The following is a 23,251-nucleotide window of genomic DNA, read 5'->3' as shown; positions in this document are numbered from 1 at the left end:
CGCCAGGGCTGTACCGGATAAGTGCCTACTGCGGAACCGCTGTCCCGAGCCCATAGCATACCGACCCACCTGCGGGCGATCACCCAATCCTGTCATTCCAGCTTGGCGGCGGCCAACTCTGCCGAAATGCGATCGGTCTCATCACGCAGTCCGTCGACGCGACTCGCTCAGCAAGGAAGGGCAGCAGCTTATTAAGCTGCGCGAGAGGGAAAGTACAGCGATGGTCAACCGGAGCATCAGTGGGTCCAATGCTCCGACCGACCATCGGTATGCGCTCTGCCAAACCCGTTCTTCTGGATCTCATGATCACGCCTCCGGTCCAGCCAGGATGAAGTCGTCCTGGGTCAGCTCCGCTCGGAGCCTGGCCTCAGCGACATCGGCGTAATGCGAGGACAGCTCGACCCCCACGAACTGCCGGCCCTCGCGCAGAGCGGCGACGCCTGTCGAGCCGCTGCCGGTGAAGGGGTCAAGGACGGTGCCGCCTTCGGGGCAGATCCGCACGAGCTGCTGCATGATCTCGACCGGCTTCTGGGTGATGTGGACGCGGTCCTTGCGGGGCTGGGAGGCGATGAAGTGGCCGGGCAGGTAGAGGTCCCGGTCCTTTTCGAGGCTGCCCTTGACGCCCCAGGTGATGAACTCGGCCGACTGCTTGAACCCGCCCTTGCGGGGCCGGCTCGCGGGCTTGATCCAGGGGATCGTGCCGCTCCAGGTCCAGCCCGCCATCTGCAGGGCGTCGCTGGTGGTCGGCTCCTGGCGCCAGTCGGAGAAGACCATGGCGACGGAGTGCTCGGTCGCGGCCCGGTACGCCTCGGTGAGCAGCGCGGTCAGCCAGCTTCGATAGCTCCGCTGATCGCGGTTCTCTCCGGGGAAGTTCTGCAGGTCGTGCGCCGATCCGCTGGTGACGTACTTGGCGCGGGCGGTGCGGCCGGTGCGGTCCGAGCTGGTGCGTCCGCCGGAGTTGTACGGGGGGTCGGTGATGACGGCGTTGACGCTCTCGTCGGGGAGGGTCTTCAGCACGGTGAGGGCGTCGCCTCGGTGCAGCGTGTAGCTCATGTGCGGGGCCTCTTTCAGGGCACGACGGGACTAGGCCAGCTCCAGACGGCGGTCAACAGCGGCCGTTCGGAGTGGGGTTGCGCCGGAGGTTAGCCGCGATTTCCGGCCGCACCTAGCGAGCCCGTGCCGTACTCCGGGCCCGGGTTCGGCGGTCGTTTGGTGCGGCCGGAATCCCGGTCTACTGTCTCGCCGTGTCACCGAGGCGGAGCCCGTCTCCACCCACGCTGACCTGTGCTGATCCGTGTTGCCGCGTCCAAAGGCGCGGCCCGGAGGGCACGTTGCCCCCCCGTTCGTGAAGCCGTGAGGAGACCCGGTGCACCGCCTGAGATTACGAGCGCGGCTGGCTGCCGCGCATGACCTGAAACCGGCGTCCGGGAGCTACCAACTCCCCTGACACGGGCCCGCCCTGAGAGGCGGATTCACATCGGCGCGGTGCCGACGGCTTTGCACGAGAAGTCGGCACCGCGCCTCCTACGAACCGCGAGGAGCCGCTGCGATGCAGGACGCCCTGATACGCCCACGCCCTGACCCAACCCCGCTGCCCGGCCGGGCTGTCCGCCCCGGCGAACGGCGGCGGCGATGAAGAAGACCACCGGAACCGTCGTCGGTCTCTTCGCCTCCGGTCCGCTGCTGCTGGCCGTTCCGATCCTCGGTATCGCGGCCGGGAGTGCCTCGGCCTCCTGCTCGACCGGCGGTGCACAGGCTGTGGATACCTCGGCCGTTGCCGCTCAGGTGAAGGCGATCCTGGACGGCGGCGACAAGGGGACAGTCTCCGTGCCGGGCCTGGACGATCCGGCCGAGCAGGTGCCCAACGCCAAGACCATCCAGGCCACCGGTGTCGCGATGAACATCCCGGCCCGAGGCCAGATCGTGGCCCTGGCGACCGCCTTGCAGGAGAGCGGCCTGCGGAACCTGACCTACGGCGACCGCGACAGCCTCGGGTTGTTCCAGCAGCGTCCGTCGCAGGGATGGGGCACCGCGAACGAGATCCTCGACCCGGTGCACGCCTCGACGAAGTTCTACGAGGCGCTGGAGAAGGTCTCGGGCTGGCAGTCCCTGTCCCTCACCCAGGCCGCCCAGGCGGTGCAGAAGTCTGGCTTCCCCGAGGCTTACGCGAAGTGGGAGCCCCTGGCCACCGCCTTGCATCAGGCGATCGAGCCGCTGCTGTCTAAGGCCGGCGGCACGTCGCCGAGCCCTTCGCCATCCGGCTCGGGCAGCACGAGCAGTCCTCCGCCGAGTACCGCGGGCGGCTGTACGACCGGCGGGGACGGAACCGACTTCGGAACCATCCCGCCCGGCGCGGTGCCGACCGGATACAAGATCCCGGCAGACGCTCCGCCCAAGGTCCAGACCGCGATCCGCTGGGCGCTCGGCCAGCTCAACACCCCGTACCAGTGGGGCGGGAGCTGCACCGACTCCCACGGGCCCGACCCCATGGGCCGCTGCGACTGCTCCTCGCTGATGCAGCAGGCGTACAAGGCCGCCGGGATCACCCTCACCCGGACGACGTACACGCAGGTCAAAGAGGGCAAGCCGGTATCGGTTGACGCTCTCCAGCCCGGTGACCTCGTCTTCACCGAGGGGACGGCCGAAGTCCCGGAACACGTCGGGATGGCCGCCGGCCAGGGGTTGATCATCAACGCCCCGCGGACCGGCGACGTGGTTCGCATCGCAACCGTCGCCTCCTGGAAATCGCAGATTCTCGCGGTCCGCCGAGTCGTCTGACCGGCGCTTCTCCCCTCCCCCTTTCCCTGCACCGCCGCTTCGCCCCGCGGGCTTTGGCGTGCATTAAATCGAACTGGAGTTCTTAATGTATCTCGCTGACAAGGTCATCCAGCTCGCCTACGACCCCGGGATCAAGCCGAACGAGGGCGGGCTGCCGGGCCTGGCCGTCCTCAAGCAGGTGATGGGCTCGATCAACCTCTTCGGGATCATCGCCGTGGTCGGCGCGCTCGCCGTCAGCGCGGGCGTGTGGGCCTGGGGCCATCACTCCGGCGGTCACCAGGCCGAGGCCAGCGGCAAGAAGGGCGTGCTGGTCAGCGCTGGCGCGGCCCTCCTGCTGGGTGCCGCGAACGGTGTGGTGGCGTTCTTCAGCACGCTGGGGACGCAGGTCCACTGATGTCTCCCCGCTCCACGAACCCCGGCGGCGCATCTCGCGTGCGCCGCCGGGCGCTGCTCGGCACCGCTGTCCTGGTGGTGCTCGTCGCCCTCGCCGGCCTGGCCGCCTACCTCACCCGCGACGGCAGGACCTCCTCCAAGGCTCCCGCACCGCAGGCGAGTTCGGCTTCCCCCTCCTCCCCGACCGCTTCTCCTTCCTCCTCCCCACCACCGCACGGGAGCCGCAGCGCCCTGCCCGTGCCCCCGTCCACCCACGATCCGATCAAGTTCGGTAAGGCGGCAGCCGCAGCGCTGTGGTCCTACGACACCCGCGCGTACTCCCAGCATGAGCTGCTGGCTGCCCTGCACGGGTGGCTGACCAGCGAGAGGAAGTACGCCGACACCGCCTCGGTCGACGCGCTCGTCCCCTCGCGCGTGCTGTGGAAGGAGATGGCCGCCAACGGCCAGTTCGCCACCGCCACCGTGAACGAGGCGCACTTCCCTGACTCGTTCACCCAGGCCCTGCAGGCGGACCCCGGGGCGATCACCACCGCGTACGTCTACGCCGTCACGGTTTCCGGCAAACAGTCGATCGCCTGGAAAGGCTCGTCGCACGGCGGCGCCGAGAGCCGCGTCACCACCCTCGCGGTCCAGTGCCGCCCCTCCCAGCCTTGTGCCCTGGCCGGTGTCCTGCCGGCCGTCGCGCCCTGACCCCACCCCAGAAAGGAGGTACCGCCATGGGAGTCTGCGACCTTCCGCTGATGGACAAGGTCTGCGGCGCCGTCGACTTCGCCACCAACCCCGCCGGGACCGTCACCGACGGCATCGGGGCGTGGATCGCGAAGTCAGCGGGTGAGCTGGCCGCCAGCGCAGCCGACCTCGCCGCCAAGGCCGTCAACGAAACCACCGCCATCGATCTCAACGCCGGATGGTTCCGGGACAACTACGAGCTGCTGTTGCCCATCGGCCTCGCCTTGACCGTCGGCACGTTCTGCATCCAGTTGATGTTCGCGGCCTGGCGACGGGACGAACGCGCCCTCGCCCAAGCCGCGATCGGCACGATGACCGGCGTCCTCTTCTCCTTCTGCGCCGTCGCCTTCACCTCTGTGGCCATCACGGTGGTCGATGCTCTGTCCGACGGCCTGTTCCAAGCAGCCAACAGCTCAGTGGACGACGCGATCCGCCGCGTCATCAAGGTCAACCAGTTGGGGGCGATGTACGGCCTCGGCTGGGGCGTCCCAGCCCTGGTCGCCCTCGGCTGCGCGATCGGCGCGTTCATGTACTGGGGCGTGATGGTCGCCCGCAAGGTCGGCGTCCTGATCATGGTCGCCCTCGCGGTCTTCGCCGGATCCGGCGGCGGCTGGGAGGTCGCCAAGCGCTGGCGGCGGGGCTGGATCGAGGCCACCGCCACCCTCGTCGTGTCGAAACTGCTGATGACCGTGGTGTTCCTGATCGGCGTCTCGGCGATGGGCAAGTCCGATCCCCAGGACGGAATGGCCGCCCTGTCCGACGCGATGGCCGGCATCGTCGTCATGGTCCTGGTCCTGCTCTGCCCGTACGCCACCTACAAGTTCGTCCACTGGGCGACCGACGGCGGAGGCCACGACGACCTGCACCGCACCGGCGTCGCCGGCATGGCGGTCGCCGCGGGGGCCGCGAAGACCGCGGGCAGCCTCGCGATGCAGGCCAGCACCGGCACTCCTGCTCCGCAGGGGCCGAGCAAGGTCCCCGGCGCGGGCAGCGACGGTGTCGCCTCCGGCATCAACCCCACCGGCGGCAACCTGAGCAAGGAGGGCATCGACGCCGGACCCCCGAGGCCGCAGACCAGCTTCCGGTACGGCGAGGACCCGAACGCCTCCGGCGACAAGGGCCGCGCCCTGATCCAGCGCCCCGGCATCCCCGCGCTGATCACACGGCCTGCCGACGCCGAAGCAGGAGGCTCCGAGGGGGGCGCTCCCTCCGCCGCCCAGCCCGCTGGCGCGTCGGCTCCGGGCGGCAGCTTGACCCGCGCAGGTGCCGTGCCGCCCAGCGGCCCCGCCGCACCACCGCCGCCCTCCACCGGTCCGTCGGCGACCGGCTCCCCGACTCCGACGAGCTGGGTCTACCCCAACCAGCCGCCGTCCGGGTCCTGACCCACCACCACCCAGGGGGCGGGCTGCATCCCTCCAGCCCGCCCCCTTCCCCCGGCCACCCGATACGGAGTCCTGCCATGACCTCCAGAAGAGCGCCGCGCCTTCCGCCCCTTCCCGCCCGCTCCCACTGTCTGGAACCGCCATGTCTGACAACCCCCAGGCCGAAGCCACCACGGCCACCGTGAAGTTCCCGCACCGCAGCAGGCGCGGCATCCTGCTCGGCCTGACCGCCCCGCAACTGATCGTCGTGAGCCTCACCGGCCTGCTCCTGCTCGCCGTGATCCTCGCCCGTGGCGTGGCCGGCGCTCTCGAACTCACCCCGCTGTGGGCCGCCATCGCCCTCCTCGTCTTCGTTCGCCACCGAGGCCGAGCCCTGGCCGACTGGGCTCCGATCGTCACCCGGTACGTGCTCCGGCGGATGCGGGGCCAGTTGATCTGGCTCGTCCGGCCCTCCCGCCGCCCGGTCCGCGAAGGACTCCTCCACCTGCCCGGTACCGCCGCCAGCCTGCGCGTGGTCACCGCCCCGGACCGCCGGTACGGCGCGGTCCACAACCCCCACACCGGCACGCTGACCGCCGTCGTCAAGGTGTCCTCCCACGCCTACGCGCTGCTCGACCCGGGCACCCAGAACGCCAACGTCAACGGCTGGGGACGCACGCTCGCCGCTCTCGCCCGCACCGGCCAGGTCGCCCGCATCCAGGTGATCGAACGCACCGTCCCGGACTCAGGCGACGCCCTTCGCCGGTACTGGGAGGAGCACGGCCGACCCGACGCCCCGGTGGCCGGCGCGATCTACAGCGAGCTGATCCAGAGCGCGGGCCCGGCCGCGGCGCCGCACGAGGCGTACGTCGCGGTCTCGCTGGACGCCAAGGCCGCGCGACGCCTGATCAACCAGGCCGGAGGCGGTCTGACCGGGTCCTTCAGCGTGCTGGCGCAGCTGACCTCGACCTTCGACCAGGCCGCCCGCACCGCCGGGCTCAACCCCACCGGCTGGCTCACCGCCCACGAGATCGCGGCCGTCGTGCGAACGGCATACGACCCCAAGGCCCTTGCCGCACTGGACCGTTGGTCCTCCTCCGGGCGTCCCGAGGCCGACCCCGCCGCTGCCGGCCCGGTCGTGGTCGTCGAGAAGTCGGACCACATCGCCACCGACTCCGCCGTCCACTCCACGTACTGGGTGGAGAACTGGCCCCGCACCGAGACGTCGGCGGGCTTCCTGCACCAGCTCCTGTTCACCGCCGGAGTGCGGCGGACCCTGTCGCTGTCATACGAGCCGAAGGGTCTGGACGCCGCACTGCGCGATGTCCAGCGCAAGAAGGCCACCGTGATCGCGGACGCCGCCGAGCGAGCGCGGCGCGGCCAGGTCGACTCCGAAGCGGACTCGATCGAGTACCAGGACATCAAGTCCCGTGAGCGCCAGCTCATCGCGGGCCACGCGGATGTCGCCCTGACCGGCCTGCTGACCGTCTCGGCCGACACGGAGGAGGAGCTTCGTTCCGCCTGCGCGGTCGTCGAGACCGCGGCGGTCGGCGCCCAGCTCGACCTCCGGCCGCTCACCTGGCAGCAGGCCGAAGCATTCACCGCCGCCGCCATGCCGCTCGCCCTCGCCGCCTGATGCCGGCCCTCCTCCCTTCCGAAAGAGCACCCCCATGTCCCGCACCGCCAGCCCGACCACGCAGGACTTCGTGCCCTTCGCCACCGCCGCGCTCGACTTCCACCGCGCGCTCAACGTTCCAGGCGGTCCTCTCGTCACCACCCGCGCAGAGCTGGACGCCCTGCACGCCCACCTCGTCTCGCTGCACGGCCTGCTCGACGCCCACGCCGCCCGCACAGGCCAGCTCGTGCCGATCGAGGGCGCCCAGCTCCGCGCCGCCCGCACCCGAATCTGGCAGGCCGCCGACCACGTCCACGCCGCCTACCACGCGGCACCCCGGCCGGACTCCGGCGAGGTACCCGACCGCGAGGCGTGCCAGGCCGGCCTGCCAGAAGGCGCACCGGAGCTGACCATCTGCCAGCGCCACCAACTCACCGCGCACCTGGTCCGCCGCCGCACCACCCCGGCCGACCTCCACGCGCCGTTCACCGGCCTCGTCCGCCACTGACATCTCTGCCTTCCGTCTGGAGAAACGTTCATGCCCCGCACCCGCGCCAGCGCCTCCCACCTGTTCGTCCCTCGCAAGGCATCGCGCACCGAGCAGCGAACCGCCCGCGCCGGTTTCGCTGAGGCCCGCCGCCAGGCCCGACTCGCCGGAGCCCCGCCCAAGCGCCGCAACGAGGAAACCCTCGACCCGGAGCTGCGGCCTACCTACCCGCATTCCGGACGCCCCGGCCCCTCCTCGGCACGCGGCGGCAAGCTCAGCCTGCCCGCCCACCGGATGACCACCGCCACCGTGTCCGGGGCCTACCCGTTCCTCGCCGAGGGCGGCCTGGGCGCGGAGGGCATCTTCATCGGCCGCGATGTCCACGCAGAGGCGGCGTTCTGCTACGACCCGTTCTCGCTGTACAGCAGCGGCCGGATCGAAGGCTTCACCAATCCCAACGCGGTCCTGGCCGGGATCATCGGTATGGGCAAGTCGGCGCTGGCCAAGTCCATCGCGACCCGGGCGATTGCGCACGGCTACCGGGTCTACGTGCCGTGCGACCCCAAGGGGGAGTGGACGGCCGTCGCGCAGGCTCTCGGCGGCTACAGCATCGCCCTGGGCCCGGGGCTTCCGGGCAGGCTGAACCCCCTGGATGCCCCGGCCCGACCCGCCTCGGTGAGCGAGGACGACTGGTCGACCGAGGTCCGCAAGCGCCGTCTCCTGCTCCTGGCCGGCCTCGCGCGCACCGTGCTGAAGCGCGATCTCCAGCCGATGGAGCACACGGCCCTGGATCTCGCGCTGGACCTGGTCGTCGCCGAGGCCGAGGCCGGGGGCACCGTGCCGCTGCTCGGCGAGATCGCGCACACCCTCGGCTCGCCCGAGCGCCTCGACCAGGCCCTCGGCGACCAGGCCGGGCACATGGGGCCCGCCGCGCAAGACCTCGCGCATGCCCTGCGCCGTCTGGTCCACGGCGACTTGAGCGGCATGTTCGACGCGCCCTCGACCGTGGCCTTCGACCCGACCACCCCGATGCTGTCGATCGACCTCTCCCGGCTCGGTGGCTCGGGCGACGACACCGCGCTGGTCCTCGCGATGACCTGCGCTAGCGCCTGGATGGAGTCCGCGCTCGCCGACCCGGACGGCGGCCGACGCTGGGTGATCTACGACGAGGCATGGCGTGTGATGAGGCACGTCGGCCTCCTGGAGCGCATGCAGAGCCAGTGGAAGCTCAGCCGAGGTCTCGGCATCGCCAACCTGATGGTCATCCACCGCCTCAGCGATCTACTAAGCGCGGGCGACGTCGGCTCGCGCGGCCGGGTGCTGGCCGAGGGCCTCCTCGCCGACTGCAGCACCCGCATCATCTACCGCCAGGAGCCCGACCAACTCGCCGCCGCCGCGTCGCTGCTCGGCCTGACCGGTGTCGAAACCCAGGCCGTGTCCGCCTTGACCAAGGGCCGGGGCCTGTGGAAAGTCGCAGGTCGGAGCTTCATCACCCAGCACATCCTGCATCCGGCCGAGCGCGAGCTGTTCGACACCGACGCCCGCATGTCCGGCAAACGCGCCGAGTTCACGAAAACTGAAGCGTCCTTGGTGCCTTTCCAGCGCCGGAAGGTGCGGCGATGAGTCCACGTGGGGTCGTGGGTTCCCGGTCCGGGCTCGTCCCCGGCCTCCGGTTCGGCGCGGTCGAGAACGCCGCCCCACCCCAGCACCACCCAACGACCGGCCCGGCCGCGAGTCCGGACAACGGCGCACCGGCCACGGACTGGAACGACCGCCTCGCCGCAGCCCGAACCGAGGAGTTCACCGACCTGTTCCACGAGGCCGTTACGGAGGACTTCGGCGCGGTGGCCCGCCTGCACCAAATGCTCGAAACCGCCTCCGAGTGGTGTCGCCCCCACTTTGCCCGAAACAGCGCGTCTGAGTTGGACGCCATCGCCTCCCGGCTGACCGACCTCGGCGAGGAGCTGCATCTCGTCACGGAGAACGTCGACCACGAGATCCGCTCCCGGTCGCACCGAGCCGCAGCAGCGGCCCGCCTCTCGCCAGCAGCGTCGGCCCGGGGAACTTCCCCCGGCCAGCAGAGCGACGCTCCGGCTCCCGTCTCACCGTCCGCTGTGCGCTCGCTGCCGCGTTCGCGGTGAGGCACCCGTACAGGAACGAGGAACAACCATGCCCATCTCTCCCGACTCCCCCACCTCCCCTGACAGTCAGCCGCAAGACACCAGCGAACAGGCGGGATGGCGGGTGCGCGTCCAGGCCCTGGCCTCCGCCGCTAACGGCATCAGGCAGGCGTCAGACCGATGGGATGCCGTCTCGGACTCGTACTGCGACGAAGACGGCTGGCCCGTCGACGAAACCGGGTACGCCGACGGCAAGGTGGCCAGGGACGCCGCCGCCTGGGAGCACGTCGAGACCTTTCTGACCCACGGCCCTGAAGTCCTCGCCGGTGTACGGGCAACCGCGCAACCGGCCGACTATCTTAGCGGCGCGATCAGCGCCGATCTGCTGCGCCTGCGGGGGATCGACTCCGTACTGGCGCGGGCGGGCGAGATCCGCCGCGAGTGGGATCAGGTCATCGCGCTCATGGAGGGCTCCATGCCCGGGTCGCGGGAGCTCTACGAGGAACGAGCCCGCGAGATCCGCAACTCCGAAGGCTGGCACTACGCCGACGAACTCGGCTACAGCGGAGCGGCGTTGGCCAGGGCTGCCGATCACCTGACCGACCGGATCGGCGTCGACCAGTCTGCGCACACCGGGCGTGTCCAGGCGGCCCTGGCCCGATCCGCCTCCGGCCAACGTGGTGCCTCTCCCACTTCGCCGCCCGCCTCGGCAGCGTCGGACCCCCCTGCCGCGCGCCGCTCGCGCTGACGCCTCTAGCACCGAGTTCCGGCGAGGCCAAACCGCCATATCGCCGGATCCTCGACGAACACCACTACCCCTGCCAGCCCCCGCCCGGCTGCGGCTTCCCGCCGTCGACCGCTGGGGACGACCGGCCACGGAGAAGCCCACATGCGCCCCGATCAGACCCTGGTCACCCTCCAACGCGAGGGCACACGCATCACTGCGCGCACCAGCGAACCCTTCATCCAGGAAGCCGCCGTTGGCACGTCGGAGCGTGAGCACGAGTACAGCCACTTGACCACGCCGCTTCGGCAGCGCGGCGTCGCCTGCACCGTCGAGTACGGCCTCAGTGACTACATCGTCCACGCCGAACTTCCCGACGGCAGCTCCCTGATCATCTCGCCACCCCAGGAACCAGCCACCGACCGCCCGCCCGGGTATCCCGAGAGCTGGTTGGTAACCCGCGGGCATCCCGACGACTCCACGCTCCACGAAGTGATCTACGACTCGGAGCCCGACGGTCCCCACGCCCGGCATGGCGGCAGCGTCCCCCGCCTGCTCGCCGCCATCGACACGCGCCTGGATCAGCTCGGCCTCACGCCCCGACCGGAACCGCGGCGACCTGCCCCGGAGAGCGCTGCCGACGCGGTGCTCCACCGTGCAGGCTTCGTCCCCGTCGTGCTGTTCCGCGAGCGCTTCCACCGACTGCCCTCCGCCATGACCGACCTGGTCGAGCAGCGACAGATGGTGACCCGGGCCTTCGACATGCTGCAGGCCGAGGGCTTCGACGTCTCATGCGACCCCGACCTGCTCGACCCCAGCCGGCCGCCCCCTGGCGATCACGGGCTCAGCCTCGGCGACCGGCTCGGCCACCTGACCCAATCCATCCAGTCGGCGGCGCATACGAGCGAGGCCGTCGCCGCACTGAGCGAGCTGACCGCTCCCGGTGACGGCGTTCTCCAGCGCGTCGTCGAGTCCCTCAACACGACGGCCGACTGGTGGGAGGGCCTGCGCGCACCCGCCGATCCCCACTACGCCAACCGCCTGCGCTACATCACCAAGAAACTCGACTCCTACGCGCTCGAAATCCGGTCCATGCGCGGCGACCTGGCCGACCGGCACACCGACCACCCCGACAGGGTCCAGGCCCGAGCGGACCAAGTCGCCCCGGAGAAACCGGCGGCGCCCCGAGTGGCCGCCGCTCTCGCGGTCTCGCCGACCGCACGGCGCACGACCCCAGCCGCGTTGCCGTCGGCTTCAGCCGTACGTCCCGCCCTGCCTCCCGCCCGACCCTCGTCCGCACCCGGTCGCTGACCGCTGCCCAGCTTGGAGCCCGCCATGTCCCGCACCAGCAGAACCATCCCCGCCCTCGACCGCCCCTCTCCCCCTGCCCGCATCGGATGGATCCGCCATGCCCACCCCCGAGCACGACCCGCTTCCCTACATCGCAGTCGGCCGCCACCCCGACTTCGGCATCGTCGCCTCCAACCCGAAGCACCTGGCCGCAAGTGCCTGGATGTTGAAGGGATTCGACTTCCACCCCGTCCCCGACCACCCCAACCTGTACGCGCTGGCCAACCAGCAGCGTGATGGCCAGGGCCGCGCCACACGGGCCGTCGCGCTGCTGCGCAAGGCCGGCTACCGGGTTGATGTGGACGCCGCGTTCGACCCCTCGCTGGCCTCCGGACCAGCGCCCGTCCGCGGCCAGCCCCCGCGCGTGGAGCCGGACGTCGCGTTCGCCGAGCATCCGCAGCTCGGCGTGGTCGCCGCCACCGCCGACGGTTCCTCCGCTCTCGGCGGCCGACTCATCCTGGAAGAGCACGGTTGGCGGCATAACCCGAGCCTGGACATCTACACGCTGCCCATCACCACCGACCGCAGCGAGGCGCTCGGCAAGGTCGCCACCGCCACGCTGGCGATGCACCGATCCGACCTCCAAGTGGCCGTGCAGCCCCTCCTCGCCCAGGACGTAGCCGCGCGCCGCCCACCCGCGCCCACGACGGCAGCGCGCCACCAGCGCAACCAGGGCTTCACCGCTCACAAGTTCCCCATCAGCGCCACCGCGCTCGCCGCCAGTCCCGCCCGCGCCGGCCTGCCGGATAAGGCGCCGGTTGCCACGCCCGCCGCCTCCAGCCCGGCGGCCCGACCGGTGAACCCGCGCATCACTTGCCGTAAGTACTGAACTTGAACTGCCTGATGTCAGACTCAAAGGGATCCCTCCGTGTGGGAGCCCGAGGAATGCGTTCGCGTTCTTCGGACCGGCCTGAGACGGTGATCACGTTCCAGAGGACGTGACCGCAGCCGCCACCGGTGGATGCCAAGTGGTCGGCAGGGTCGATCCGCATCATGAGTTAAGCAGTCAGCGCGAGCGAGATCTCAGCTCGCCTGGGATCACGGCGGACGAGGAGTTCGAGCGGGGCGGCCTGATGGGCCCGCGGCCCGGGGTGTGCCGCTAGTCTCGTCCTCGTGGAGTCCGCGATCACAGCCCTTGTGCAACGACTTGTCGAGGGGCCTGCCTTCTTTCTCTTGGGGCAGGCCCTCAACGATGCCGATATCCCGATTCCGAAGCCAATGCTGCTTGGCCCGGACGGCACTATGGTCTACGCCGCATACGATCAGTCGACACGTGCGCAAGTGGTGCCTGACTGGTTGCTAGACGCTGCGGACTACCCGTGGAACGGGGTGGTCACCTCTCGCATCGACTCTGGACTTCTCAACATCTTCCAGAAGGCTTGGCGCCGCGTGATGCCGACCGCGCAGGCTCAGATCGGCAGGCATCCTCGGTCTGCGACAGAGCTGCATCTGCGGTATCTGTTCGGCGGCTTGGGACTGCCAGAGGATGAGCGGCCCCCGGATGGGCCTATTGCCGCCGCCGAGGCTCGCGCCCACGCCGTCGAGATGTTGACCACCCTGGCGGACTCGATCATCACACCACGGGGCATTCTGGTCATCGACGGTTACACAGCCGACGACTGGCTGCAGCCAGATGACCTGTTTACGTTCCTGACCCGGCTCCAGGCGCATCAGGCCCACCTGTTCTCTGCCACCGACGACTTGCTTTCCAATCCATACGTCCACGCCGCGCAAGAGCGTGGCGTGCTGGTGACGCACCGCGAGTCGTTCGCCACGGTGCTGACCGAGCTCGAAGAGACGGGGCGACTGCAGCGTTCAGCGGCCGGGCGCGGGGCCCAAGGCGGGCGGTTCATCCCGGTCGGCGACACCTTCGCTGAGATCGACGTCGACACCAGGAACCGGGTGATCGGCGCGGCCCGGCCGGTCGATACTGACCTGCTCGAGCCGTTTGCCTCCGCCTCATCTGCGATCCGATATGAGCGATTCCGGCACTTCCTCGGCACCGGCGAAGGGCAGCCACAATGGAAGGCTGTAGCCAGCGGCTACAACCTGCAGCGTGACTTCGAGGCCAGACTGCTGCAGCGGGTGCAGTCGGCGTTGGAGGAGTTGGGCCTGCCTGAGCCGATCATCGTGGCTGGACAGACTGCGACTGGCAAAACCATCGCCCTGACCGCGCTGGCGCTCGAGGTGGCGCGATCCGGCCTCGCGGCGGTGCTGCACCGCTCAGTGCGCGGCGAACGGCCGACGCTGGCCGACGTCGAGGCCTTCGCGTCCTGGGCTGACCGGAGCCATAATCTGCCAACCCTGCTTGTATGGGACGGCATGGTCGACAGCGACGAGTACTACCTCCTCCAGCGGCAGCTAGGCTCTCGCGGGCAGCGGGTGGTCATCGTCGGCAGCAGCTATCTACCGCCGGAGTCCGCGCGCAAGCGGAAGAGCATCCTCACAGTCGAGCCAGTCCTCAGCGCCGCCGAGGGCCGCCGGCTAGCCCCATGGCTGTCCTCGTTCGGCGTATCGGTCCCGGACAAGGAGGTCGACAAGCTCGACGCCTCGTTCCTCGCACTCCTCTACCTGTTGCTCCCTGAGACGGAGTGGAGCCTACGCCACGGCTTGGTCGGCGAGGCGCGGGCCGCCGAGATCGGGCTCGAGCGGCTCTCGCGGGTCGCGGCCAGGAACAGCGAGGCACGGCTCACGGCCGTCGCACGCGCGCTGCAGGACGCGGGCGTGAACATCAGCGCGCTGCGACCTGCCGAACGCCCGAACGCGGAGCTGATCAACCTCTCGTTCGAAGAGCGCAGCGCGGCCGAACAGATAACCTCCATGATCCTGGTCGCCGGCCGCCGCGGGCTGCGCATCCCGCTCGAACTCGCGCTACGCGTCCTGGGCCGGGAAGGCGCGAACCGGCTGGTCGACCTCGTGAAGAATTTCGACATCTTCCGCTGGACCGAGGACGACAGTGGCGGCCAGTTCCTTGGCACCCGCACGCCTTTGGAAGCCGAGTTGCTTGCCCGGGAGGACCTGAACCTGCCCACCGAGGTCGAAGTCGCATCCCAGCTGATCACCAACCTGCGACCGGAGCTGAGCCGGTGGGGCGGCGGCGAGGTCCAGTTCATCGCTGACCTCCTGGAACGGATTGGACCGCAGTCCGACGACCGCCGGTTCACACCTCACTATTTCGAGCTGGCCGAAGCCTTCCGCGAATTGCGGCTGACCCGTGGCGACGCACATCCCCGCCTGGCCCTGCTGGAGGCCAACCTCACCCGTGAGTACGTCAAGTGGGCGCAGCGGAACGATGTCATCCCTCGCGATGAGCGTCTCCAGCTGATGCGGGACGTGCAGCGGATGTTGGAAGCCACACTGGAGGACTCCGATCCCTCGCCGCACTCCCGGCTGAACCTACTCGTGGAGTTGGCCAGCGCCGAAGGGGCACAGATCTACGAGCTGTCGGCATCACCGGACGAGGCGACATCCCCCCAGATCCTCGCGCTCATGCGAGACGTGACCCGGGTGGCACTGCAGGCCCGCGCCGTGGATCCGGAGAATGTGTACCCGGTCGACGTCATCGCCTGGGCCACCAGAGATGCGGTGCAGTCCGGCACGCTGACGCCGGACGATCGGCTCGACCTACTGGCCAGTGCCCAGTCCTCGCTCGATTCCCTTGACCCCAGCGCGCTCAGCCCGAAGCAGGTGGCCAAATATGACGACCGACATGTGGAGCTGGCCAGACTGCTCAACGATCCAGTCATGGAGGCCAAGCATCTGGTCGCGCTGACCGAGAACGACGACCCGGCCGCGTACTACTTCCTAGCGCTGCGCGCGGCCAAGGCTGGCGAGGACGGGCCGCAGGTGGCCGTCGAGACACTGCGGCGGGCACCTATCGAGGTCCGCTCCGATTGGCGCTGCTCGCGGCTGCTGCTGGATCTGTTCTGGGAGTCGAAGGTCGGCCGGCGGTTCCTGCAAGGCGAACGCGAAGTAGTGGCATTCAGCGACGAGACCTGGACCGAGTGCCTGGCCATCGTGGACGCGATCCCAGACACGGGTGGCTACGACCGGTATCGGCGCGACTTCCTGCGTGGACTTGCCCTGTTCCACCTCGGGCAGTATCAGGCATCGAAGGAGGTGTTCGTCAGGCTCGACCGCGAGTCGCGAGACGTGTCCTCGCGCATCATCTCCAAATATCTCGCCTCGCAGCCGGATGGCACCGCCCAGACCTTCACGGGCCGAGTCCTATCGGCCACCCCGGACGGTCGCCGCGGTACGGCTTGGGTCTACGAGTTGCGCACCGAGGTGCCGTTCATCCCCCTTCGCTTTTCGATCTCCGACTACCGAAAGAAGAACGAAAACCTGCCCTCGTTCCACATCGCCTTCAACATGCGCGGCGCGTTGGCCGACCCGATCACCGGCCGCCCCGGCCGCGTACTGCGGCGGTCCGCTGATGCGCGCTGAATGTGAGGATTTCCGCACTTGGTGCACCACTCTGGCTAAACACCGCCAGATCTCGGTCGGCATGGCTCTGGACCTGTCGCTCATCACGGCCTGGCCTGACAACGTGCAGGACGAGGCAGGTTTCAAGGCATTGGTCTCGAGGGCGTACAAGCTGTGGTGGGAGACTTGGAAACTGGATGTCCGCTTCCTGATCAGCTACAGGCCACGAGGTGATGCCCGTGACTTCGACCGCCTGATCAACCTACTGCGCACCTCATACCAGCATGCCGGCGCTGACAAGCAAGACAAACAGGCCAAGGACTGGGCTAAGAGGGCTTCTCGAAACCGAGTGTGGGGCTGGGTTTGTGCTGGTCAGGCATAGCGCCGGGGTGGGTGAGGTAGGTCCGGAGCGTCCGTGGAGGTGGCGTGCTGGAGGTGTGTGATGGCGTCGGTGCTGGGGCGGCTGGAGGAGCGGGAGCAGGCGGCCCGGAAGCGGGTGGAGGAGTTGCAGGCCGAGTTGGAGGCGGCGCAGTCGGAGTGGGACGAGTGGCTGATCGCCCGTAGGCGGGTCGGCGAGGTGTGGGACGACCGGGGTGAAACCGCAGGCCAGGAGGGTGAGGCGGGGAAGACCCCGGTCGGGAACGAGGTCGCGGTGCCGTCGGCGGCGAGGCCCGGGTCGGTGGTTCCTCCCTGGCGCAAGGGGCTGTCGGCCGAGGTGCTGGCGCCGGAGTATCAGCAGGTCATGGCCCTGCTGGCCGAACGCCGTGCCACTGGCGGCCAGCCACTGAACTGCCGTGAGATCACTGCTTTGTTGGGGTTGGAGGTGGTTGCGGCGAAGACGGAGGGCGTGCGGTGCAAGCTCAAGCGGCTCGTTGCGCGGGGATGGGCGCACGAGCCGGCGCCGGGCCGGTTCGCCTGCGGTGATGGCCGAGACGGCGGGTCATGACCATGGTCATCGACCACAGGATCATCGCCTCCGACGACGCGGGCAGCCGCTCGTAGTCGCGGGCCAGGCGCCGGGAGCGGGTGAGCCAGGCGAAAGTCCGCTCGACGATCCACCGTTTGGGCAGCACGACGAAGCCTTTGTGGCCGTCGCTGCGGCGGATGATCGTCAGTGTCAGGTTCAGGGCGGTCGCGCACCAGCCGACCAGCATGCCGGTGTATCCGCTGTCCGCCCACACGCGCCGAAGCCGGTGATGCCGGCTTGCTGCCCGGCAGAGGAGGTCCTGGGCGGCGTCGCGGTCCCCCGCCGAGGCGGGGGTGACCATGACCGCGAGGATCAGGCCGAGGGTGTCCACCACGATGTGCCGCTTGCGCCCTTTGATCTTCTTCCCGCCGTCATAGCCGCTGGTGGCGGCCTCGACCGTGGACGTGCCTTTCGCGGACTGCGAGTCGATCGCCCCGGCCGTCGGCTCCGCGTCCCGGCCCTGCGCCTGGCGGGCCGCGGCGCGGAGCCGGTCGTGGAACTCGCCGATCAGCCCCTGCTTGCGCCAGCGGGTGAAGAACCGGTGCACCGCCTTCCACGGCGGGTAATCGGCAGGCAGGGCGGGCCACTTCACGCCGTTGTCCACCACGTACCTGATCGCGTCGAGTATGTCCCGGTGGCAGTACTCCTCCGGCCGTCCGCCCCGGCCCTCGGCCCACGCGGGCTTCGGGATCATGTCGCGGACCGCGGCCCACTCCGCGTCCCTCATGTCGGTCGGATAGCAGTGCCCACCGCACGGATTGTCCGCGGCATTGCCGTACGTGTGGGCGAAGCAGTCACACTCCCGCGTGTCCGCAATGGACTGTTCCGCCGTCGACGGATACAACTGCGGCAACAGGGCCTCCCCGGCAGCCTGGTGGACTCGACACCCTCCGTGCTACCGAGAGGCCCTGTCTTCATGCCCCCACCCGGCGACATCCACCTGAACAGCACAGCCGTACGGAACCCCCAGCTCCACACTCGGTTTCGAGAAGCCCTCTAAGAAGGTCTGCGACGGTCGCGAACCAGCGACGTCTGACGACTGGATGGCGTGCGGCACCGCGCTGATGAAGGCGTTCAACACAGCGATAGAGGTGCTCTGCCAGACCATTGCGCAGAATCGGAACAATGAATTCCGAACCGCGTGGCAGACCAAGGTGGCTGTGAGCGAAGAGGCCGTCGTCATGCGGGTGGCGGCCGACCTTGGGATGAGGCTGAACGATGGGCTGCGGGGAATTCATGTCGCTCAAGTGAAGCGGAGGTGGGCCGGTTACACCCTTCGCAGGGGCGAAACCGCCGACGACATCCTGGCTGCGTTCGCCGAGGAGAGCCTCATCTCCCGGACCGGGAAACTGCCCTGCAGCTACTTCGACGTGCTTAGCGAACTCAACGTACTCGGCAAGCCCGAGGCGGTCCCCGCTATCCGCCTGGCCCATGCCGTGGCGGAACTCACCCGTGTCGTTGGCGAGTCCTATATGAAGCGGCTCAACGAAGTGTGGGCACTATTGCACGGTTCAGATTAGGTGCCGTCGCAGACTTGCGTCGGCACCTACGGCAAAGACGAAGGACGCATAAGCGTCTTCTACCAGTACGAGCTACCAGTGGCCAGGGCGGTTGCAAGTTCCGGGGGCGTGCGGCTGGTCGGGTTATGACCGGTTGGGGTGCTTAACAGGGCAGGCACGGGCTTCGTGATCATTGTGGTGTCTAAGCCCGATGATCACGAGGTGGCCCGTGCCTGCCATTGTATCTTCTCCCATTCCCGCCATGCTGGTGAAGCTGGGTCCGCTGGATGCCGGTCGGGTTGCTGACCTGCGCCTCTACTTCGACTCGGTGCCCGACCCGCGCTCCCGGCGGGGCCGGTGGTACTCGCTGACCGCGATCCTGCTGGTGTGTGCCTGCGCGGTCGTCTCGGGAGCGAGGAGCATCGACGAACTCGCCGAGTGGGGCCAGCGTGCTTCGAACGCACTTCTGACAGTCATCGGGATCCGCCGCCACCTGCTCAGATGGCGGCGCACTCCGTCGCCGGCCACGATCGGCCGTGTGCTGGGGGCTGTTGACGGTGACGCCCTGGACCGGGCGGTGGGCGCCTACCTGGCCGACCGGCACCGCGCCGCCACCGAGCCCGCCCAGGCGCCGTCACCCTCCGTGTCCGGGCGGCCGCGCGTGATCGCTGTCGACGGCAAAGCACTCAAGGGATCAGCCCGTCTCACCGCGACGCGCCGGCATCTGCTCTCCGCGGTCACTCACGGCACCGTCGTGACCCTCGCCCAAGTGGAGGTCGGCGCGAAGACGAACGAAACCACACACTTCCAACCGCTCCTGGCACCGCTGGACCTGACCGGCACCGTCGTCACCTTCGACGCCCTGCACTCGGTCAAGGCGAACATCTCCTGGCTGGTCGAGACCAAGAAGGCCCACTACATCGCCGTGATCAAGACCAACCAGCCGACCGCCCACAGCCAGCTTGCGGCCCTGCCGTGGCGGGACATCCCCGTCCGCACACCGCCTCCGCCTCCGGGCACGGCAGGCGCGAGTCCCGCTCGATCAAGACCTGCGCCGTCGCGAACGAACTCGGCGGGATCGCCTTTCCCTGCGCCCGCCTGGCCATCCGCGTCCACCGCCGCCGCAAGCAGACCGGCAAGCGCGAGACCCGTGAGAGTGTCTACGCCGTCACCAGCCTCGACGCCCACCAAGCCGGCCCGGCCGGCCTGGCCGCCGCGATTCGCGGGCACTGGGGAGTGGAGAACTCCTCGCACCACATCAGGGATGTCACCTTCGCCGAGGACGCCTCCACCGTCCACGCCGGAACCGCACCACGGGCCATGGCGACCCTCCGCAACCTCGCCATCGGCGTGCTGAAAACTCTCGGAGCCGACAACATCGCCAAGACCACCCGGGCGATCCGCGACGAACCCCAACGAGCACTCCCCATCCTGGGCATCACCAACGACCCGGACACCTACGGAACTTGATCAAGCCCTGACCAGTGGCGCCTTGAACCGCACCGGGTTCGATTTAGGGCGTTGATCCTTGGAAGGATTGACTCATGCCCGCCTTCGACACCCGGCTCGAGCCACGCCCGCGCACGACCGGGGTGCTGCCCTTGCGGCCCCAGGTCCTGGCGCGCAGCGACGTCATCGACTGACCGGCTTCGTCCTCGAAGTCCACCCAGGCTCCGTTCGCCGCCTCCGTGCTCTTACCTGCGGCCGCTCCTCCCGCTTCCACAGCTCCATAGCATCGTCGTCACGCTCGATCGCACGCCGGACGGGCTGCTGCCTGGACCATCTGTGCCGCTGCAGCAACCGCCACGTGCCTTCCACGGTGTACGAGACGTGGAACAGGCGGCCGATCATCACCTTCACCCGGGCCAGCGTCCCACCGCGGGTCGGCCCACCCGTGCACCAGCGGGCCACGCTCCAGCCTGACTATCTGCATGTCGGACGGTTCACCTCACTCGCCGCGTCCAGGTCCGGTCCCCGAATCCGTACTGGATCCACGCTCCAACTTGACTCTTGCATCGGCAGGTTGGTGGGCATCGTCGTCTTTAGTGATCGCCCGTCAGGGCTTCGTCCTCTGCGGACAGACTTCGGGACGCACCGTCGGCCCAGCGGTGCGTACCCCGCGGATCAAACCGGGGACGCCGGCGGCCAGTTTCCACACCCAGAGGGAAAACACTGCGACCCGTTCCATGCCGCCCATGCCGAGTCCGATGTTGTTGTCCTCGACGCCACCGGCATCGAGCCGGACGACGACCCGGCCGCCTGCCGGTGGGCCTGCGCAACCAGGCCCACGGATTCCACATCGTCGCCACCGTCATCCGCCAGGACGGCCGCTGGGCCCGGCTGCACAACGACGCGGACTTCGCCCGCTCCGCCTGCGCGGACTTCGCCCACGACCGGGGCCTCGACGAGCCGCGGTGACCGCAGGCGTCTATCACCCATCTCCGACCGGGCCAAATCGCGGATTCTGCGGATCCTCTCTCCCTGACGGCCCGGCCACCCGGGCTCCCGTTCGCCACTCCCCTTCGAGGTAGACGCCGTGATCGCCCACCTGCAGCGCGCCAGCCACACCGCCGGTCTGCTCACGTATCTGTACGGGCCGGGCGAGCGCGACAACCACACCAACCCCCGCCTGATCGCCGGGGACGGCCACGGCGCCCCGATCGAGATGCTCGCCCAGCCCGACGTGCTGGCGTATCTGGCCCACGTCCTCGACGCACCCGTCGACCGTCTCGGGGCCCGCGCGCCCGAGCGGCCGGTGTGGGTCTGCTCGGTCCGCTCCGATCCCCGGCACCCCGACCTGACCGACTCGCAGTGGGCCGAGGTTGCCCGCCGGGTGGTGGCGGCCACCGGCATCGCCCCGCACGGCGACCCGGCCGCCTGCCGGTGGATCGCCCTGCGCAACCAGGCCCGTCTGGTGCACGTCGTGGCCACCCTCGCCCGCGAGGACGGCGGCGTCCACCACGCCTACCGCGACGCCTTCCACCTGCAGACCGAGTGCCACCGCATCGCCACCGAACTCGGCCACCTGCCCCGGGCCCCACGCCCAACACCCCACGCCCAGGAGACCCACGTGCCTGCCCCCTACATCACCATCAACACCGAGCCCAGCGGCAGCGTCTCGGCGAAGGGCGCCAGCGACGACTTGTCCGCCACGCTCCTCAAGCACGCCGGTTTCCAGCAGATCGAGGACTGGTACGGCCGACGCCACCGCCTGCCGACCACCACCCCGCAGGCTGACCGCGCCGCCGTCGCCTCCCACGCAGCCGAGATGCTCCGCGCCGCCCGGTACAGCGTCGACCTGGACCCCGACCTCGACACCAGCCGGTTGACTACCCCGGCCAACCCTCTCGGGCTCTACACCGCCGGAGCCGAAGTCCTGCGGCTGACCGACCAGATCAGGGCCGCCGAGAACGGTGCCGGCCTTGCGCAGGCGGTCGATCACCTCCTTCATCCCGAGCACGGCGTTCTGGAACGCGTCCGGGAAGCGCTGGAGACGGCAGGCGAGCAGATCACCGACCTCGACGACGAGGCGTACGCGCTCGCCGACCGGTTCGGCTTCGCTGCGGAGTTCGTCAGCGCAGCGCAATCAGAACTCACCGAAGCGGGACACGAATTGCACCGTGTCGGCGACGCGCAGCAGGACCACGCCGAGGCGCAGACGCAGTCCTCCGCGCTGCCTGACTCCCGAAGCGCGGCTCTCGCAACGTCGCCCGCAGCGGACAAGGCCAAGGCGTCCTCAACACTCGGCGCCGCCGCACCGGAAGTCGGCACAGCCGTACGTCCGCCGCTGCTCCCCAGTCCTCGGACCCGGTGATCCCGATGCTCTCCTCCCGTACTCCCTCCGTCGGGCTGGCGCGCACCTACCTCACGCGGGCCACCAACGCTCTGGCCAGCGCGTCCGCCATCAGACCGGCCAAGGCCCGAGGGGCTTATCCATCCAGGTGGGGAGCACGCACTGCGCGTGCTCCCCACCTACCCGGCACCGATCCAGCACCACGACCGAGGAGGAGCAGTGCCCGAGTTCTACCCGAGCATCGGCGAGGCCATCGGCGCCGCGATGCAGCACAACATCCGGCTTGCCCACGGCGGCGAGGCGTCCGGCTCCGACACGCCCCTGCAGGTCCGATACCTGCCCCATCCGTCGTCCGACCCGTACTCCGTCCCAGGGATGATCGCCCGGCTCACCGAGACAGCAACTCCCCATGAGGTCGCCGGAATCATCGAGGAGGTCAACGGCGCCCTGGTCGGGGCCCTCCCGCAGCTGACCGAACTCGTCGCCGCAGCAGCCGACTGGACCCGGGCCCGCCTGACCTTCGAAGACCCGCACCACAACCCGACCTTCGATACGTGGACACGGCTGGCCGCCGCCACCCGCCTGTTGCGGGACGTCCAGGAGGAGCTGGAGGTCGCCGAGGAGATGATCGCCACGTGTCCTGCGGAACTCAGCGACCCCAAGTACCGCGACGAGGTGCCTGTCCTGCGGTCCAGGAAACTGCTCAGCGACGTCCTCGGCAGCGACGCGATCGCGGACACCAAGCCGCCCGCCGCCCAGAACCCGGGAGCGGACCGGCAGCGAGCCGCCCGCGCCTCCTCCCCGCATGCCGCCATCCAGCGGACCGCGCCCTCCGCCGGCGCGACGTCCGAACCACCGGCCACCGGCCACCGCGCCGCCGCCCCGGTCGCCGCGCACCCGATGACCTCGACCGCCGCCCCCTTCCCGGAACAGGAGTTGCCCCGATGACCAGCAGAAGAGCGCCGCGCGCCCCGCCCCACGCCTCGTCCGCTCTCCCTCCTTGGATCCGC

At 69.5% G+C, this 23,251-nt stretch carries 21 protein-coding genes and 2 pseudogenes; 20 read left to right on the top strand and 3 right to left on the bottom strand.

Annotated elements, in window-relative coordinates:
• Positions 1-306 precede the first annotated feature (306 nt).
• On the bottom strand, positions 307-1,053 hold the full coding sequence (locus ACWD3C_RS21795; protein WP_451146273.1) for a DNA-methyltransferase: 747 nt from the start codon (positions 1,051-1,053) through the stop codon (positions 307-309).
• A gap of 579 nt (positions 1,054-1,632) precedes the next feature.
• Between ACWD3C_RS21795 and ACWD3C_RS21790 the strand changes: the two genes are divergently transcribed.
• From ACWD3C_RS21790 to ACWD3C_RS21725, 14 genes are all read left to right on the top strand, one after another.
• Positions 1,633-2,778 carry a C40 family peptidase gene (locus ACWD3C_RS21790; RefSeq protein WP_451146271.1) on the top strand — a complete coding sequence of 382 codons (1,146 nt, stop codon included), beginning with the start codon at positions 1,633-1,635 and terminating at the stop codon, positions 2,776-2,778.
• 85 nt (positions 2,779-2,863) lie between these two features.
• Positions 2,864-3,172 (top strand): DUF6112 family protein, encoded by a 309-nt coding sequence (locus tag ACWD3C_RS21785; protein ID WP_403745295.1) that lies wholly within the window; start codon positions 2,864-2,866, stop codon positions 3,170-3,172.
• Positions 3,172-3,861 (top strand): hypothetical protein, encoded by a 690-nt coding sequence (locus ACWD3C_RS21780; protein WP_451146269.1) that lies wholly within the window; start codon positions 3,172-3,174, stop codon positions 3,859-3,861. Before ACWD3C_RS21785 ends, ACWD3C_RS21780 begins: the two co-directional genes overlap by 1 nt.
• Positions 3,862-3,887: 26 nt before the next feature.
• Positions 3,888-5,282 carry an SCO6881 family protein gene (locus tag ACWD3C_RS21775; protein WP_451146267.1) on the top strand — a complete coding sequence of 465 codons (1,395 nt, stop codon included), beginning with the start codon at positions 3,888-3,890 and terminating at the stop codon, positions 5,280-5,282.
• Positions 5,283-5,424: 142 nt separating this feature from the next.
• Positions 5,425-6,897, top strand: a complete 1,473-nt coding sequence (locus ACWD3C_RS21770; protein ID WP_451146265.1) for an SCO6880 family protein — start codon at positions 5,425-5,427, stop codon at positions 6,895-6,897.
• Between the two features lie 34 nt (positions 6,898-6,931).
• A complete protein-coding gene (locus ACWD3C_RS21765; protein WP_451146263.1) occupies positions 6,932-7,384 on the top strand; it encodes a DUF6238 family protein in 453 nt (150 codons plus the stop codon).
• Between the two features lie 30 nt (positions 7,385-7,414).
• Positions 7,415-8,986: an ATP-binding protein gene (locus ACWD3C_RS21760; RefSeq protein ID WP_451146261.1), complete on the top strand. Its 1,572-nt coding sequence runs from the start codon at positions 7,415-7,417 to the stop codon at positions 8,984-8,986.
• Entirely contained in the window at positions 8,983-9,504 is a 522-nt protein-coding gene (locus ACWD3C_RS21755) for a hypothetical protein (RefSeq protein WP_451146259.1), read from the top strand. The genes ACWD3C_RS21760 and ACWD3C_RS21755 overlap by 4 nt, the downstream gene beginning before the upstream one ends.
• 28 nt (positions 9,505-9,532) lie before the next feature.
• Positions 9,533-10,231 carry a hypothetical protein gene (locus ACWD3C_RS21750; protein WP_451146257.1) on the top strand — a complete coding sequence of 233 codons (699 nt, stop codon included), beginning with the start codon at positions 9,533-9,535 and terminating at the stop codon, positions 10,229-10,231.
• A gap of 141 nt (positions 10,232-10,372) precedes the next feature.
• Positions 10,373-11,518: a hypothetical protein gene (locus ACWD3C_RS21745; protein ID WP_451146255.1), complete on the top strand. Its 1,146-nt coding sequence runs from the start codon at positions 10,373-10,375 to the stop codon at positions 11,516-11,518.
• Between the two features lie 97 nt (positions 11,519-11,615).
• A complete protein-coding gene (locus ACWD3C_RS21740) occupies positions 11,616-12,386 on the top strand; it encodes a hypothetical protein (RefSeq protein ID WP_451146253.1) in 771 nt (256 codons plus the stop codon).
• Between the two features lie 284 nt (positions 12,387-12,670).
• Entirely contained in the window at positions 12,671-16,003 is a 3,333-nt protein-coding gene (locus tag ACWD3C_RS21735; RefSeq protein ID WP_451146251.1) for a P-loop NTPase, read from the top strand.
• Between the two features lie 61 nt (positions 16,004-16,064).
• Positions 16,065-16,364: a hypothetical protein gene (locus tag ACWD3C_RS21730; protein WP_451146250.1), complete on the top strand. Its 300-nt coding sequence runs from the start codon at positions 16,065-16,067 to the stop codon at positions 16,362-16,364.
• Between the two features lie 60 nt (positions 16,365-16,424).
• On the top strand, positions 16,425-16,928 hold the full coding sequence (locus tag ACWD3C_RS21725; RefSeq protein WP_451146248.1) for a hypothetical protein: 504 nt from the start codon (positions 16,425-16,427) through the stop codon (positions 16,926-16,928).
• Here ACWD3C_RS21725 and ACWD3C_RS21720 read toward each other — a convergent pair.
• The gene (locus tag ACWD3C_RS21720; protein ID WP_451146246.1) at positions 16,843-17,802 is read right to left on the bottom strand and encodes an IS5 family transposase; all 960 of its coding nucleotides are present in this window, start codon (positions 17,800-17,802) and stop codon (positions 16,843-16,845) included. The two genes, ACWD3C_RS21725 and ACWD3C_RS21720, sit on opposite strands and share 86 nt — an antisense overlap.
• Before the next feature lie 190 nt (positions 17,803-17,992).
• Here ACWD3C_RS21720 and ACWD3C_RS21715 point away from each other — a divergent pair, with 190 nt between their 5' ends.
• The 3 genes and pseudogenes from ACWD3C_RS21715 to ACWD3C_RS21705 all read left to right on the top strand — a co-directional run bounded on the left by ACWD3C_RS21715 (position 17,993) and on the right by ACWD3C_RS21705 (position 19,918).
• A complete protein-coding gene (locus ACWD3C_RS21715; RefSeq protein ID WP_451146244.1) occupies positions 17,993-18,469 on the top strand; it encodes a hypothetical protein in 477 nt (158 codons plus the stop codon).
• Positions 18,470-18,659: 190 nt separating this feature from the next.
• Positions 18,660-19,355 (top strand): annotated as a pseudogene (locus ACWD3C_RS21710) (ISAs1 family transposase); the annotation flags it as partial.
• Positions 19,356-19,423: 68 nt separating this feature from the next.
• Complete coding sequence (locus ACWD3C_RS21705) at positions 19,424-19,918, top strand: ISAs1 family transposase (protein WP_451146243.1); 495 nt, start codon at positions 19,424-19,426, stop codon at positions 19,916-19,918.
• A 73-nt stretch (positions 19,919-19,991) separates the two neighbouring features.
• Here ACWD3C_RS21705 and ACWD3C_RS21700 read toward each other — a convergent pair.
• Positions 19,992-20,369, bottom strand: a pseudogene (locus ACWD3C_RS21700) (helix-turn-helix domain-containing protein); the annotation flags it as partial.
• 344 nt (positions 20,370-20,713) lie between these two features.
• On the opposite strand from ACWD3C_RS21700, the gene ACWD3C_RS21695 reads away from it, so the two are divergent.
• The 3 genes from ACWD3C_RS21695 to ACWD3C_RS21685 all read left to right on the top strand — a co-directional run bounded on the left by ACWD3C_RS21695 (position 20,714) and on the right by ACWD3C_RS21685 (position 23,189).
• Complete coding sequence (locus ACWD3C_RS21695) at positions 20,714-20,866, top strand: hypothetical protein (RefSeq protein WP_451146241.1); 153 nt, start codon at positions 20,714-20,716, stop codon at positions 20,864-20,866.
• A gap of 118 nt (positions 20,867-20,984) precedes the next feature.
• Positions 20,985-22,262: a hypothetical protein gene (locus ACWD3C_RS21690; protein ID WP_451146239.1), complete on the top strand. Its 1,278-nt coding sequence runs from the start codon at positions 20,985-20,987 to the stop codon at positions 22,260-22,262.
• 198 nt (positions 22,263-22,460) lie between these two features.
• Positions 22,461-23,189: a hypothetical protein gene (locus ACWD3C_RS21685; RefSeq protein ID WP_451146237.1), complete on the top strand. Its 729-nt coding sequence runs from the start codon at positions 22,461-22,463 to the stop codon at positions 23,187-23,189.
• Positions 23,190-23,251 lie beyond the last annotated feature (62 nt).

This window comes from Streptomyces sp. NPDC002845, assembly GCF_053591955.1.
This window is presented reverse-complemented; position numbering and strand designations above follow the sequence as displayed.